Origin of the sequence: Micromonospora sp. NPDC050495, from assembly GCF_040655175.1 — a bacterium.
In the GTDB taxonomy this organism is placed as follows: Bacteria; Actinomycetota; Actinomycetes; order Mycobacteriales; family Micromonosporaceae; genus Micromonospora.
Genome location: NZ_JBFAJK010000013.1, coordinates 131,551 through 145,354, shown reverse-complemented (window position 1 = coordinate 145,354; position 13,804 = coordinate 131,551). Strand labels below are relative to the sequence as shown.

The 13,804-nt window shown below is 72.6% G+C and carries 12 protein-coding genes, 1 tRNA gene and 1 pseudogene; 2 read left to right on the top strand and 12 right to left on the bottom strand.

The window, feature by feature from the left end; all coding sequences use genetic code 11:
• Genes AB0I11_RS16160 through AB0I11_RS16150 form a run of 3 tightly spaced genes read right to left on the bottom strand, consistent with a single transcriptional unit; the run spans position 1 to position 2,689 of the window.
• Positions 1–558 (bottom strand): 2'-5' RNA ligase family protein, encoded by a 558-nt coding sequence (locus tag AB0I11_RS16160; protein WP_357320031.1) that lies wholly within the window; start codon positions 556–558, stop codon positions 1–3.
• Positions 559–604: 46 nt separating this feature from the next.
• Positions 605–1,630: a tryptophan--tRNA ligase gene (gene trpS, locus AB0I11_RS16155; protein WP_357320028.1), complete on the bottom strand. Its 1,026-nt coding sequence runs from the start codon at positions 1,628–1,630 to the stop codon at positions 605–607.
• A 33-nt stretch (positions 1,631–1,663) separates the two neighbouring features.
• On the bottom strand, positions 1,664–2,689 hold the full coding sequence (locus AB0I11_RS16150; protein ID WP_357320025.1) for a hemolysin family protein: 1,026 nt from the start codon (positions 2,687–2,689) through the stop codon (positions 1,664–1,666).
• A 172-nt stretch (positions 2,690–2,861) separates the two neighbouring features.
• On the opposite strand from AB0I11_RS16150, the gene galE reads away from it, so the two are divergent.
• Positions 2,862–3,845, top strand: a complete 984-nt coding sequence (galE, locus tag AB0I11_RS16145; RefSeq protein WP_357320022.1) for a UDP-glucose 4-epimerase GalE — start codon at positions 2,862–2,864, stop codon at positions 3,843–3,845.
• Between the two features lie 175 nt (positions 3,846–4,020).
• Positions 4,021–5,220: a galactokinase gene (gene galK / locus AB0I11_RS16140; protein ID WP_357320019.1), complete on the top strand. Its 1,200-nt coding sequence runs from the start codon at positions 4,021–4,023 to the stop codon at positions 5,218–5,220.
• A gap of 63 nt (positions 5,221–5,283) precedes the next feature.
• On the opposite strand, the gene AB0I11_RS16135 is transcribed toward galK, so the two are convergent.
• From AB0I11_RS16135 to AB0I11_RS16095, 9 genes and pseudogenes are all read right to left on the bottom strand, one after another.
• Positions 5,284–6,585 (bottom strand): GTP-binding protein, encoded by a 1,302-nt coding sequence (locus AB0I11_RS16135; protein ID WP_357320015.1) that lies wholly within the window; start codon positions 6,583–6,585, stop codon positions 5,284–5,286.
• A complete protein-coding gene (cysD, locus tag AB0I11_RS16130; RefSeq protein ID WP_357320012.1) occupies positions 6,585–7,496 on the bottom strand; it encodes a sulfate adenylyltransferase subunit CysD in 912 nt (303 codons plus the stop codon). The genes AB0I11_RS16135 and cysD overlap by 1 nt, the downstream gene beginning before the upstream one ends.
• A 63-nt stretch (positions 7,497–7,559) precedes the next feature.
• The gene (locus AB0I11_RS16125; RefSeq protein ID WP_357320009.1) at positions 7,560–8,390 is read right to left on the bottom strand and encodes an inositol monophosphatase family protein; all 831 of its coding nucleotides are present in this window, start codon (positions 8,388–8,390) and stop codon (positions 7,560–7,562) included.
• A gap of 88 nt (positions 8,391–8,478) precedes the next feature.
• Complete coding sequence (pth, locus tag AB0I11_RS16120) at positions 8,479–9,069, bottom strand: aminoacyl-tRNA hydrolase (protein ID WP_357320006.1); 591 nt, start codon at positions 9,067–9,069, stop codon at positions 8,479–8,481.
• 126 nt (positions 9,070–9,195) lie between these two features.
• Positions 9,196–9,888 (bottom strand): 50S ribosomal protein L25/general stress protein Ctc, encoded by a 693-nt coding sequence (locus tag AB0I11_RS16115; RefSeq protein WP_357320002.1) that lies wholly within the window; start codon positions 9,886–9,888, stop codon positions 9,196–9,198.
• A 418-nt stretch (positions 9,889–10,306) separates the two neighbouring features.
• Positions 10,307–11,287, bottom strand: coding sequence for a ribose-phosphate diphosphokinase (locus tag AB0I11_RS16110; RefSeq protein ID WP_357319999.1), 981 nt, complete (start codon positions 11,285–11,287; stop codon positions 10,307–10,309).
• Between the two features lie 52 nt (positions 11,288–11,339).
• A pseudogene (glmU, locus tag AB0I11_RS16105) lies at positions 11,340–12,866 on the bottom strand (bifunctional UDP-N-acetylglucosamine diphosphorylase/glucosamine-1-phosphate N-acetyltransferase GlmU).
• Positions 12,867–12,939: 73 nt separating this feature from the next.
• A tRNA-Gln gene (locus tag AB0I11_RS16100) sits at positions 12,940–13,010 on the bottom strand.
• A gap of 47 nt (positions 13,011–13,057) precedes the next feature.
• The gene (locus tag AB0I11_RS16095) at positions 13,058–13,798 is read right to left on the bottom strand and encodes a resolvase (protein ID WP_357319996.1); all 741 of its coding nucleotides are present in this window, start codon (positions 13,796–13,798) and stop codon (positions 13,058–13,060) included.
• Positions 13,799–13,804: the final 6 nt, after the last annotated feature.

Sequence of the window (13,804 nt, the reverse complement as noted above, 5' to 3'; positions counted from 1 at the left end):
TCAACCGCCGAGCCGGAAGTCGCGGCGGGGCTGCCATCGGGCCGCCCCGCTGTGCGAGAAGAGGGTGAAGGCTTCGACCTCGAACAGCGCCGAGAAGTCCGCCAGGTCCTCGTACGCCTTGTCCAGCACCTCCGGCGGGACGTCCTGCGCCACGGTGACGTGCGGGTGGTACGGGAAGCGCGCCTCCCGGTGCAGTTCGGGCGCCGCGTTGATGGCCGCGGCGAGCACCTCGCATTCGCTGATCCCGGCCGCGACCGCCACGAAGACCACCTGGGTGACCGGGCGGAACGTGCCGGTGCCCCGCAGGTGCAGGGTGAACGGCAGGTGGGTGGCGGCCACCCGGGCCAGGTGCTCCTCGACGGCGGGCAGCGCGCTCACCGGGATCTCGGTCGGCCCGAGCAGGGTGACGTGGGCGGGGACGGCCTGCGGGTCACCGGCCTCGACCCGGCGGCGGGTGAGCAGCCCGCCCCACGGTTCGGGGATGTCCACCGCGATCCCGATCTGGATGGTGTCGCCGGCGTCCGGCGCTCCGTCCCTGCCAGCCACGCTTCGCGCCATCCCTCCGGCCACCGACTGCGCACACCCTTTCCGACGCGCGGGCCCGCTACGCGGACCGGACCGGCGGGAAGAAGCCGACCCGCTCGTAGACGGTGGCCAGCGTCGCCGCGGCGACCGCCCGGGCCTTCTCCGCCCCCTGGCCGAGCAGCTTGTCCAGCTGCGCCGGGTCGTCCAGGTAGCCGCGGGTGCGCTCCTGGATGGGGGTGACGAACTCCCGGACCACCTCGCCGAGGTCCTTCTTGAGGTCGCCGTAGCCCTTGCCGTCGTACGCGGCGACCAGGTCGTCGATGCTCCGTCCGGAGAGCGCCGAGTAGATGGTCAGCAGGTTGGACACGCCGGGCTTGCCCTCGGCGTCGAAGACGATCTCGCGGCCGGTGTCGGTGACCGCGGAGCGGATCTTCTTGGCCGAGCGGGCCGGCTCCTCGAGCAGGTCGATGATGCCGGCCGGCGAGGAGGACGACTTCGACATCTTCGCCGTCGGGTCCTGCAGGTCGGTGATCTTGGCGGTGTCCTTGACGATGTGCGGCGCGGGCACCGTGAAGGTCGGGCCGAACAGCGAGTTGAACCGCTGCGCCAGGTCCCGGGAGAGCTCCAGGTGCTGCCGCTGGTCCTCGCCGACCGGCACCGCGTGCGCCTGGTAGAGCAGGATGTCGGCGGCCTGCAGGATCGGGTACGTGAAGAGGCCGACGCTGGCCCGCTCGCTGCCCTGCTTGTGCGACTTGTCCTTGAACTGGGTCATCCGGCTCGCCTCGCCGAACCCGGTGATGCAACCGAGCACCCAGGCCAGCTGCGGGTGCTCGGGCACCTGCGACTGGACGAAGAGGGTGCTGCGCTCCGGGTCGAGACCCAGCCCGAACAGCTGCGCGGCGGCCAGCCGGCTGCGCTGCTTGAGCACCTTCGGGTCGTGGCCGGCGGTGATGGCGTGCAGGTCCACCACGCAGTAGAAGGCGTCGTGGCTGTCCTGCAGGGCCACCCAGTGCCGCAGCGCGCCGAGGTAGTTGCCGAGGTGGAACGAGTCGGCCGTCGGCTGGATGCCGGAGAAGACGCGCGGGCGGGCGGGTACGTCGGACATGCCGGCAATTCTGTCAGCAAGCTCCATCGCCCGTCATGACGGGCCGGCGGGTCGGCTCGCGGCGGGCCTGACCGGGGCGGGCAGCTCGCGTCGCTGCTCGGGCACGCGCGCGGCGGAGACCGCGAGGCGGGACACCCGCCGCCCTTCCAGGGCGAGCACCCGCAGCAGCCAGCCACCCGGCGGGTCGTCCGGATCGGGCCGGCCGGCGTCCAGCGTGGCCGGCGCGACCGGCACCTCGTCACCGGTGACCGGCAGCCGGCCCAGGGCGGCCATCACGAAGCCACCGACCGTCTCGTACGGGCCGGCGGGCAGCGACACCCCGGTCCGCTCGGCGAAGTCGGCCAGGTTGAGCCGGCCGTCCACCACGGCGGGCAGGCCGGCGTGGACCGGTTCGGGTGGGACGTCGTCCTCGTCGTGGATCTCGCCGACCAGTTCCTCCACCAGGTCCTCGCAGGTGACGATGCCGGCGGTGCCGCCGTACTCGTCGACGACCACGGCGAGGTGGTGGCCCTCCCGGCGCATCTCGGTGAGCGCGGCGAGCACCCGTTTGCTGCCGGGCAGCCGCTTCACCTCGCGGGTCAGCTCGCCCACCGTGGCGCACCGGTCGCGCTCGGGGCGCAGCAGCACGTCGCGCAGGTGGAGGAAGCCGACCACGTCGTCGTGGGTGCCGTCGACCACCGGGTAGCGGGTGTGCGTCTCGGCCCGGACCAGGCGTTCGGCCTCGGCCACGGTCAGCCCGGCGGAGAGGAAGACCACCTCGGTGCGGGGCACCATCACCTCGCGGACCAGGCGGGCGCCGGCCACCAGCACCTCGTCGATGATCCGGCGCTCGTCGGGGTCGAGGAGGGTGTTGGCGGCCACCAGGTCGCGCAGTTCGGCCTCGGTGATCCGTTCCCGGCCGGCGGTCGGGCTGGCCCCGAGCAGGTCGGTGACCAGGCGGGTCGCCCCGTCGGCGGCACGGACCACGAGCCGGGCGACGGTCCGGGCGACGGGACCGGGTTCGCGCCGTGGCCGCCCCGACGGTCGTCGCCGGAGCCCGGGACCACCTGCCTCCCGCATGGGATGGATGGTAGACAGCCGGCGCCGCCCCAGCCGGTCGATGTTCGGATCTGTTCAATCATGACGGAACGTGGTGGAATGGCGGTGGTGCACTGCCAGCCGTGGCACGACCGGCGACCATAGGGTGATCAAGGACGGCCGCCACCGCGGCGGCCAGGCGGGAGGAACCGACGTGAAACTGCTCGTCACCGGCGGTGCGGGCTACATCGGCAGCGTGGTGACCCGGATGCTGCTCGACGAGGGCCACGCCGTCACCGTCCTGGACGACCTGCGCACCGGGCACCGGGCGGCCCTCGCCCCCGACGCCACCCACGTCGACCTGCCGATCCACGAGGCCGCCCGGGTGCTCACCCCGGACGCCGGCTTCGACGGCATGCTGCACCTCGCCGCGCTGATCGCCGCCGGCGAGTCGATGGTCAAGCCGGAGCTCTACTGGCGGACCAACACCATCGGGTCGCTCGCCCTGCTCGACGCCGTCCGCGCCGCCCGGGTGCCCCGGCTGGTCTTCTCCTCCACCGCCGCGGTCTACGGCAACCCCACCGAGCTGCCCATCCCGGAGACCGCCGTGAAGGCCCCCACCAACACGTACGGGGCCACCAAGCTGGCCGTCGACATGGCGCTCACCTCCGAGGCGATCGCCCACGGCCTGGGCGCGATCTCGCTGCGCTACTTCAACGTCGCCGGGGCGTACCGGCACGACGGGGGGACCATCGGCGAGCGGCACGACCCGGAGACCCACCTGATCCCGCTCGCCCTGCAGGTGGCCGCCGGCCGGCGCGACAAGCTCCAGCTCTTCGGCGACGACTACCCCACCGTCGACGGCACCTGCGTGCGCGACTACATCCACGTCGAGGACCTGGCCCGGGCCCACCTGCTGGCGCTGGACGCCGCCACCCCGGGCCGGCACCGGATCTACAACCTGGGCAACGGCAACGGCTTCACCAACCGGCAGGTGATCGAGGTGGTCCGCGAGGTCACCGGCCACCCGGTGCCGGTCGAGGTGGCCCCGCGCCGCGAAGGCGACCCGGCCGAGCTGGTCGCCTCCGCCGCGCTGGCCCGCGACGAACTGGGCTGGGTGCCGGCCAAGCCGACGCTGCAGGACATGGTCGGCGACGCCTGGGCGTTCTACCGCGAGCACATCCTGGGGCAACGGTGAGCGCGAGGAGTGAGCCGGGTCTGCGAGCCCCGCAGCCGCGAACGAAAGGCGGCACGGTGAGCGCGAGGAGTGAGCCGGGTCTGCGAGCCCCGCAGCCGCGAACGAACGGCGGCACGGTGAGCGCGAGGAGCGAGCCGGGTCTGCGAGCCCCGCAGCCGCGAACGAAGGAGAACCAGTGACCGGCCCGACCGCGCCCGCCGCGCCACCCGCCGCGCCCGCCGGCGACGTCGCGGCCCGCGCCACCGCGGGCTTCCGGCAGCGGTACGGCGCGGAGCCGGCGGGCCGCTGGGCGGCTCCCGGCCGGGTCAACCTGATCGGCGAACACACCGACTACAACGACGGTTTCGTGCTCCCCTTCGCGCTGCCGATGCGTACCGTCGTCGCCGCGGCGCCCCGCGACGAGCCGCGCTGGACGGTCTGGTCGGAGCTGGACGACGAGCCGGTGGAGTTCGGGCCGGCGGAGGCCGACGAGCCCGGCCGGGTGCCCGGTTGGGCCGCCTACGTGGCCGGCGTGGTGTGGGCGCTGCGCGCCGCCGGCCAGCCGGTCCCCGGCGCCCGGCTCGCGGTCGCCTCGGACGTGCCGGTCGGCTCCGGGCTCTCCTCGTCGGCGGCGATCGAGTCCGCGGTGCTGGCCGCCCTGGTCGACCTGGGCGACCTGGACCTGCCCGCCGAGCGGTGGCCCCGGCTCGCCCAGCGCGCCGAGAACGGCTACGTCGGCGCGCCCACCGGGATCATGGACCAGTCGGCGGTGATCCGGGGCCGGGCCGGGCACGCCCTCTTCCTGGACTGCCGCACCGAGCAGGTCGACCAGATCCCGTTCGACCTGGACGCCGCCGGGCTGGCCGTGCTGGTGGTCGACAGCCGCGCCCCACACCGGCACGCCGACGGCGAGTACGCCTCCCGCCGCCGGTCCTGCGAGGAGGCGGCGCGGATCCTGGGCGTGCCCGCCCTGCGCGACATCGACCCGGCCGGCCTCGACGCGGCGCTGGCGAAGCTGCCCGACGACGAGACCCGCCGCCGGGTCCGGCACGTGGTCACCGAGGACCAGCGGGTGCTCGACACGGTGGCGCTGCTGCGCGCCAATCGGGTCCGGGAGATCGGGCCCCTGCTGACCGCCTCCCACGCGTCGATGCGCGACGACTTCGAGATCACCGTGCCCGAGATCGACACCGCGGTCGAGGCGGCGCTGGCCGCCGGGGCGCACGGGGCCCGGATGACCGGCGGTGGCTTCGGCGGCTGCGTGCTGGCCCTGGTCGACGCGTCCGCCGCCGACGCGGTGGCGGCCGCCGTGACCGCCGCGTACGCCGAGCGCGGCTTCGCCGCCCCGGCCACCCGCACCGTCCGCCCGGCCGGCGGCGCCAGCCGCCTGGCGTGAACGGCGGGGGCCCCGGTCAACCCGCGCGGTCGACCGGGGCCCCCGCCGGACCCGTGGGTGACGTCAGCCCGCTTCGACGATCATGCCGGCGCCGACCGTCCGGTTGGTGGCCTCGTCGATGATCACGAAGCCGCCGGTGGTGCGGTTACGCCGGTACTCGTCGGCGAGCAGCGGCACGGTGGTCCGCAGCCGGACCCGGCCGATCTCGTTGAGCATCAGCTCGCCGGCCGCGTCGTCGCGGTGCAGCGAGTTGATGTCCAGCCGGTAGTGCAGCCCGCGCACGATGGCCCGCGCCGAGCGGGTGGTGTGCTTGATCGCGTACTTGCCGCCGATCTGCAACGGGCGGGTCTCGTCCATCCAGCAGACCATCGCCTCGATGTCCTGCGCGACGGCCGGGGCGTTGTTCGGCCGGCAGATCAGGTCGCCCCGGGAGATGTCGATCTCGTCGGTCAGCCGGACCGTCACCGACATCGGCGGGAACGCCTCGGCCACCGGGCCGTCAGCCGTCTCGACCGAGGCGATCCGGCTGGTGAACCCGGAGGGCAGCACCATCACCTCGTCGCCCGGCTTGAGCACGCCCGAGGCCACCTGGCCCGCGTACCCGCGGTAGTCGGTGACCGTGGTGGACTGCGGGCGGATCACGTACTGCACGGGGAAACGCACGTCGACCAGGTTGCGGTCGCTGGCGATGTGCACCCGCTCCAGGTGGTGCAGCAGCGACGGACCCTCGTACCAGGGCATGTTCTCCGAGCGGGAGACGATGTTGTCGCCCTTGAGCGCGGAGATCGGCACCACGGTCAGGTCCGGCACGTCGAGCTTCGCGGCGAACGCGGTGAACTCGTCGGCGATCCGCTCGAACACCTCCTCCGACCAGTCGACCAGGTCCATCTTGTTCACGCAGAGGACCAGGTGCGGCACCCGCAGCAGCGAGCAGAGGAACGCGTGCCGGCGGGACTGCTCGACCAGGCCCTTGCGGGCGTCCACCAGGATCAGCGCCAGGTCGGCGGTGGACGCGCCGGTCACCATGTTCCGGGTGTACTGGATGTGCCCGGGGGTGTCCGCGATGATGAACTTCCGCCGCGGCGTGGCGAAGTACCGGTACGCCACGTCGATGGTGATGCCCTGCTCCCGCTCCGCCCGCAGGCCGTCGGTGAGCAGCGCCAGGTTGGTGTACTCGTCGCCCCGGGCCGCGCTGACCGCCTCGACCGCGGCGAGCTGGTCGGTGAAGAGCGACTTCGTGTCGTACAGCAGCCGGCCGATCAGGGTCGACTTGCCGTCGTCGACGCTGCCGGCGGTGGCGAACCGCAGCAGGTCCATCGGGCGCGTCGGATCCGTCGCCTCCGGCGCCACTGTCTCGACGCTCATCAGAAGTAGCCCTCCCGCTTGCGGTCCTCCATGGCGGCCTCGCTGACCCGATCGTCGCCGCGGGTCGCGCCCCGCTCGGTGATCCGGGTGGCGGCCACCTCCTCGATCACCTTCTCCACCGTGTCGGCGTCCGACCGGACCGCCGCCGTGCAGGAGGCGTCGCCCACGGTCCGGTAGCGCACCCGCGCTTTGAACCGCTCCTCGCCCGCCTTGGGCCGGATGAACTCGTTGACCGCGTAGAGCATGCCGTCCCGCTCGATCACCTCGCGCTCGTGCGCGAAGTAGATCGGCGGCAGCGGGATCCGCTCCCGGGCGATGTAGTGCCAGACATCCAGCTCGGTCCAGTTGGACAGCGGGAAGACCCGGATCGACTCGCCCGGGTGGTGCCGGCCGTTGTAGAGCGACCACAGCTCGGGGCGCTGGTTCTTCGGGTCCCACTGACCGAACTCGTCGCGGAAGCTGAACACGCGCTCCTTGGCGCGGGCCTTCTCCTCGTCCCGCCGGGCGCCACCGAAGAGCGCGTCGAAGCGGTGCTTCTCCACCGCGTCCAGCAGCACCGGGGTCTGGATCCGGTTGCGCATCCCGTCCGCCGACTCCCGGACCAGCCCGGCCGCCAGCGCCTCGGGCACGCTCGCCACGATCAGGTGCAGGCCCAGCTCGGCGACCCGCTGGTCCCGGTACTCCAGGACCTCGGGAAAGTTGTGCCCGGTGTCGACGTGCATGACCGGGAACGGGACGTTGGCCGGGGCGAACGCCTTCTGCGCCAGCCGGAGCATCACGATCGAGTCCTTGCCGCCGGAGAAGAGCAGCACAGGCCGCTCCATCTCGGCGACGACCTCGCGCATCACGAAGATGCTCTCCGCCTCGAGCGCGTCGAGGTGCGATACCTGGTACGCCGCCGGGGACGTCATGACAGGTGTCCGTTCATCGAATTCCAGACCTTTCCGGTCGGACTCGTCAAGAAGACGGTCAGGCTACCCGGAATGCCGCTGCAACGCTGCAAGCAACCGACTGGCGAGATCCTTGCGGCAGACCAGGAGGTCGGGTAGGCGCGGGTCGGCCTCGTTGTATTTCAGCGCAGAACCGTCGATCCGGGAAGCGTGCAGTCCGGTGGCCGTCGCCACAGCCACCGGAGCGGCCGAGTCCCACTCGTACTGCCCGCCGGCGTGGATGTACGCGTCGACCTCGCCGGTCACCACCGCGGCGATCTTCGCGCCCGCCGAACCCATCGGCACCAGATGCGCGCCGACATCCTCGGCCAGGTCGGTGAGGAACACCGGCGGTCGGCTGCGGCTGGCCGCCAACCGGATGACCCGCGCGCCCGCGGTCGCCGCTTCCAAGGTCATCGGCGGGTACGCCGGCGGGTAGTCGGTGCCCAGCACCCGGTGCTGCGCCGGCAGCCCCACGGCACCCGCCACCAGCCCGTGCGGCGACGGCGCGTGACGCGCCCAGAGGGCCACGTGCACCGCCCAGTCCGAACGGCCCTCCTCGGCGAACTCCCGGGTGCCGTCCAGCGGATCGATGATCCACACCCGGTCGGCGGTCAACCGCGGCACCGCCTCGGTGGTCACCTCGGCCGTCCAGGCCAGCCGCGACCCCTCGTCCTCCTCCGACAGCACCGCGTCGGCCGGGCGCCACTTCGCCAGCTCGGTACGGATCAGGTCGTGCGAGACCTTGTCCCCGGCCGCCTTCAACGCCCCCGGGTCGGCGAAACCCAGCTCCGCGCGCAGGTTCATCAGCGCCTGCCCGGCCCGTGCCGCGAGCCAGCGGGCGAACGCCCCGTCGATCATCGGAGGATTGGCCATGGGTCTTCCGCTCCCGTCGCTCGCGTCGCCTCCCGAGGAGCGCAGACTACCGGCCGCCGCCCGCCGCGGCCCGCAGCCCCGCCCGGGGTCAGCCGCCGTGGTAGAGGTTCTGCGTCGGCTCCACCCCGCGGGTCACCACCGACTCGACCACGTCCGCCGCCCGGTCCACCAGGAACTCCAGCTCCTTGCGCTCCACCGCGGAGAAGTCCGACAGTACGAAATCCGCCGGATCCTGCCGCCCCGGCGGCCGCCCGATGCCGAACCGCACCCGCACGTAGTCCTTCGTGCCCAGCGACTTCGACATGGACCGCAGGCCGTTGTGGCCGCCCTCGCCGCCGCCGCACTTCACCCGCAGCTGCCCGTACGGGATGTCCAGCTCGTCGTGTACCGCGATCACCCGCCCCGGCGGGATCTTGTGGAACTGCGCCAGCGCGACCACCGGGCCGCCGGAGAGGTTCATGTAGGTCAGCGGCTTCATCAGCACCAGCTTCGGCCCACCGAAGCCCAGCCGACCCTCGGCGACCTCGGCCATCGCCCGCTTGTGCCGCCCGAACTTCCCGCCCAGCCGACCGGCCAGCAGCTCGGCCACCATGAAGCCGACGTTGTGCCGGTTGCCCGCGTACTCCCGACCGGGGTTGCCCAGGCCGACCACCAGCCAGGGCCCCGCCTCGTCCGTCACGCCTCGTCCCTTCCGTCATCTCCAGCCGCCGGGGTGTCGCCGGGCCCGCCTCGGCCCGGCCGGCGCCGATACGCCGACAGGCGCCCCCGGGAACCGGGGACGCCTGTCGCACAGCCTGCGGGCCGATCAGGCCTCGGTCTTCGGCTCCTCGGCGGCCGGCTCGCCCTCGGCCGGAGCGCCCTCGGGGGCCTCGGCGGTCTCCTCGCCGGCCTCCGCCTCGGCCTCTTCCTCGGCCACCTCGACCTCGGGGAGGGTGGCCTCGAGCTGCTCGGCGGTCGGGGCGGCGGTCACCGAGGCGACCTGGAGGTCGGCGTCCGCGACCAGCTCGACACCGGCCGGCAGCTCCACGTCGGCGGCGGTGATCTGGGTGCCGGCCTCGGCGCCCTCGATCGAGGCCTCCAGGTGGTCCGGCACCCTGGTGGCGTCGGCGGTCACCGAGAGGGTGTCGTGGTCGTGCACGATCAGCGTGTCCTTGGCGGCCTCACCGGTCAGCTGGATCGGGACCTCGACGGTGACCTTCTCGCCCCGGCGGACCAGGAGCAGGTCCACGTGCTCGAAGGTGTCCTTGATCGGGTCACGCTGGATCGCCTTGGGCAGCGCCAGCACCTGGGTGCCGTCGCTCACCTCGATCGCGAAGAGCTGGTTGGCGCCGCCCTTGCGGATCGCGGCGGCGAACTCACGCGCCGGGAGCGCGATGTGCTTGGGCTTCTCGCCGTGGCCGTACAGCACGGCGGGCACCTTGCCGGCCCGGCGGGTACGACGGGCACCACCCTTGCCGAACTCGGTGCGGGGCTCGGCGCTGATCTTTACCTCGGACACGGGGAAACTCCTGATGCTTCGCTGCGGCGGCTTGTCGTCTGGCGGTGCTGGGGCGAGGGGCTCGCTGGGGCTCATGCGTCATGAACGACTGCCCGGAGCACCGCGTCGATGACGGCGCCTCCGTGCGGTGCTTTTCAGCGGCCCGCCGGGCACCCTCGCCGTGGCAACCGCACCAGTCTACCCGAGCGATTTCCGGGCCATCCGGCAGTCCCCTTATCACCGCCGGCGACACCTCGCAGCCCAACTTTTCCCCCGGCCGGAGCGGCCCTCCCGCCGGCGGAGTGGACCCGCGAGCCCGAGCAGGCCCGCGAGTCCGAGCAGGCCCGCGAGCCGGCGCGGTCCCGCGAGCCGGCGCGGTCCCGCGAGCCGGCGCGGTCCCGCCGGCGGGTGCCATGTCCCGCCGGCGGGGTGCCGGAACTCAGCTGAGGCCGCCGAAGAGGGTGGTCACCGAGCCGTCGTCGAAGACCTCCCGGATGGCCCGGGCCAGCAGCGGCGCGATCGACAGCACGGTGATCTTGTCCAGCTGCTTCTCCGGCGGCAACGGCAGGGTGTTGGTCACCACCACCTCGGCGATCGGGCTGTTCTTCAGCCGCTCGGTCGCCGGGTCCGACAGCAGCGCGTGCGTCGAGGCCACCACGATCTCCGCCGCCCCGGACTCCTTGAGGATGTCCGCCGCCTTGCTGATCGTGCCGCCCGTGTCGATCATGTCGTCCACGATCAGGCACACCCGGTCCTCAACCTCACCGACCACCCGGTTCGCCACCACCTGGTTCGGCTTGAGCGGATCCCGGGTCTTGTGGATGAAGGCCAGCGGGCAGCCGCCCAGCCGGTCCGTCCACCGCTCGGCCACCCGTACCCGGCCCGAGTCCGGCGCCACCACGGTCATCGGCCGGCCCGCGTACTTGTGCTCCACGTACTCGGCCAGCACGTCCATCGCGAAGAGGTGGTCCACCGGGCCGTCGAAGAAGCCCTGGATCTGCGCGGTGTGCAGGTCCACCGTCAGGATCCGGTTCGCACCCGCCGTCTTCAGCAGGTCGGCCACCAGCCGCGCCGAGATCGGCTCCCGGCCCCGGTGCTTCTTGTCCTGCCGCGAGTACGGGTAGAACGGCAGCACCACGGTGATCCGCTTGGCCGATCCCCGCTTCAGCGCGTCGATCATGATCAGGGTCTCCATGACCCAGGTGTTGACCCCGTGCGTCACGGACTGCACCACGAAGGCGTCCGACCCGCGCACCGAGTCCTTGAACCGTACGAAGATCTCGCCGTTGGCGAACTCGTACGAGTCGGAAGGGGTCGGCGCGACGCCGAGCACCTCACCGATTTCCTTGGCCAGCTCCGGAAAACCCCGTCCGGAGAAGAGCATCAGGCTCTTGCGGTTTTCGGCGACGATGCTGCCCATGGGCCCGTCTGCTCCCGTGTGTCGGTGGTTCCCGGCGGCGTGGAGCCGGGGACTATTCGGTTGCAGTATCCCCCGCGCTCACCGCTCCACCCACGGCCTGGCACCGCCCGTGGATTCAGTCACCTTCACTTGCGGCTTCGGGTGAGTCCGACGCACCCTCGCGGGCCCGCTGCGCCGCCTCCGCGGCCGCCGTACCGGCCCGCTTGCGCAGCACCCAGCCCTCCACGTTGCGCTGCTGCCCCCGGGCCACCGCCATCGCCCCCGCCGGCACGTCCGCGATGATCACCGAACCGGCCGCCGTGTACGCGCCGTCGCCCACCCGCACCGGCGCCACGAACATGTTGTCCGCCCCGGTACGCGCGTGACTGCCGATGGTGGTGTGGTGCTTGCGCACCCCGTCGTAGTTGACGAAGACCGTCGCGGCGCCGATGTTGCTGTGCTCGCCGATCGTCGCGTCCCCCACGTACGACAGGTGCGGCACCTTCGAACCCTCGCCGATGGTGGCCTTCTTCGTCTCCACGAACGTGCCCACCTTGGCCTTGCGGGCCAGCCGCGACTCCGGCCGCAGGTACGCGTACGGCCCCACGCTCGCCTCCGGGCCGACCTCGGCACCCACCGCGTGGCTGCGCACCACGCTCGCACCCGCGCCGACCGTGGTGTCCACCAGCGTGGTGTCCGGCCCGACCAGCGCCCCCGCGCCGACCACCGTGGCGCCCTGGAGCTGGGTGTTCTGGTCGATCACCGCGTCCCGCTCGACGGTCACCGTCACGTCGATCCAGGTGGTGTGCGGGTCGAGGATGCTCACCCCGCTGCGCATCCAGCCCTCGTTGACCCGGTCCCGCAGCAGTCCGCGCAGCGCGGCCAGCTCGACCCGGTCGTTGCAGCCCAACGTCTCCACGTGGTCCGGGGCGCAGTGCACCGCCACCGGCTCCCCGGCGTCCCGGAGCAGGCCGAAGACGTCGGTCAGGTACTCCTCGCCCTGGTCGTTGTCGGTGGAGAGCTTGCCCAGCCCGTCCCGCAGCCGGGCCACGTCGAACGCGTAGATGCCCGCGTTGATCTCCCGCAGCGCGCGCTGCTCGGGGGTGGCGTCGCGCTCCTCCACGATCTGCGCCAGCCGGCCGGCGCCGTCCCGCACGATCCGGCCCAGGCCGGTCGGGTCCGGCACCTCGGCGGCGAGCACCGTGGCCGCCGCGCCGGCGCCCTCGTGCGCCTCCACCAGGGCCGCCACCGTCTCCGGCCGCAGCAACGGCACGTCCCCGTTGATCACCACGACCGTGCCGGTCGCCTCCGGCACCGCGTCCAACGCGATCCGGACCGCGTGCCCGGTGCCGAGCTGCCGCTCCTGGAGCACCGCGAGGGCCTCGGGCGCCACCTCGGCCAGGTGCCCGCGGACCTGGTCGGCGCCGTGCCCGACCACCACCACCGTGCGGTCCGCGCCCAGCGGCGCGGCCGCGGCCAGCACATGTCCGAGGAGGGTACGGCCGAGCAGCGGATGCAGCACCTTGGGCAGGGCCGACTTCATCCGCTTGCCCTCACCGGCGGCGAGCACGACAACGGTGCGGAGGTGGGGCTGGGACACGACGTGGCTCCCGTCGGGACGGCGACAGTCTCGCGGTCATGCTAACCACGCGACCACGGGCAAACAGCAGAAGCTCCCGGGAGAGGATTCGAACCCCTATAATCAGGACCAAAACCTGACGTCCTGCCATTAGACGACCCGGGACGGTCGAAAACGGGCAAACAGGCACCCGCTCGGCGGCTGCCTACACCTTACCGGTCGGCCTGCCGATCCTCATCGGTCATTCCCTTCATGATCCCTTCGATCCTCCAGTAGACGCGACTCGAGCGGAGAACGTGGACAATCAGGCAGCCGTGATAGCCGTCGCCGACGTTCTTCCGAGTGGTCACGGGCCGATGCTTCTTCAGCGACGTGGGCTGGAACTGCCCGGGCGGCACCCCGACCAGGCCGGCCCACCACCTGACCGCCCCGGCCGCGTCGGCGGTCTCGTGGATGCTCACCCGGAACCGTCGATCCGCCGGCGGCACCCCCAACGCGTCGAGGAAGCGCAGGAAGAGCGCCACCAGCAGCGGGTCGCTGTTGGCGAACTTGACCCGACAGTCGTGCGGACGCCAGGGCTTGGCCTTGGCCCCTTCACACCAGTAGATGGCCGCGCCGAGCAACACCAGTTCGCGCTGGCGGAGTCGACCTACCCAGCGGGCGGCGGCTGCGACGCTGGCGGACCGGGCCGCATCCCGCGCGGCCCGGTGGGGAGCCCACTGGGCCTCCGCCCTGGCCCGCGACGCCTCTCGGCGTCGCCGGCGCACCAACTCCGGATCCAGGGGAAGATCACGGGTCCACAGGTACGCGGTGGACTTCGACACCCCCAACCGTGCGGCGATCTCTCCGACCGCGCAGCCGTCACGACGGAGGACGAGCGCCTGCCGGTACTGCTCCGGCTTCCGTCCGCGATAGGGGCGCGACCCGGCAGCAGAGGATTCCTCAAGCGTCACGACCGA

Bases quoted from the DNA above. Each gene is read 5' to 3' on its own strand.
- trpS (WP_357320028.1), bottom strand. From the start codon at position 1,630: ATGTCCGACGTACCCGCCCGCCCGCGCGTCTTCTCCGGCATCCAGCCG.
- AB0I11_RS16135 (WP_357320015.1), bottom strand. From the start codon at position 6,585: ATGAGCGTCGAGACAGTGGCGCCGGAGGCGACGGATCCGACGCGCCCG.
- AB0I11_RS16125 (WP_357320009.1), bottom strand. From the start codon at position 8,390: ATGGCCAATCCTCCGATGATCGACGGGGCGTTCGCCCGCTGGCTCGCG.
- AB0I11_RS16150 (WP_357320025.1), bottom strand. From the start codon at position 2,689: ATGCGGGAGGCAGGTGGTCCCGGGCTCCGGCGACGACCGTCGGGGCGG.
- cysD (WP_357320012.1), bottom strand. From the start codon at position 7,496: ATGACGTCCCCGGCGGCGTACCAGGTATCGCACCTCGACGCGCTCGAG.
- AB0I11_RS16110 (WP_357319999.1), bottom strand. From the start codon at position 11,287: ATGGGCAGCATCGTCGCCGAAAACCGCAAGAGCCTGATGCTCTTCTCC.
- AB0I11_RS16160 (WP_357320031.1), bottom strand. From the start codon at position 558: ATGGCGCGAAGCGTGGCTGGCAGGGACGGAGCGCCGGACGCCGGCGAC.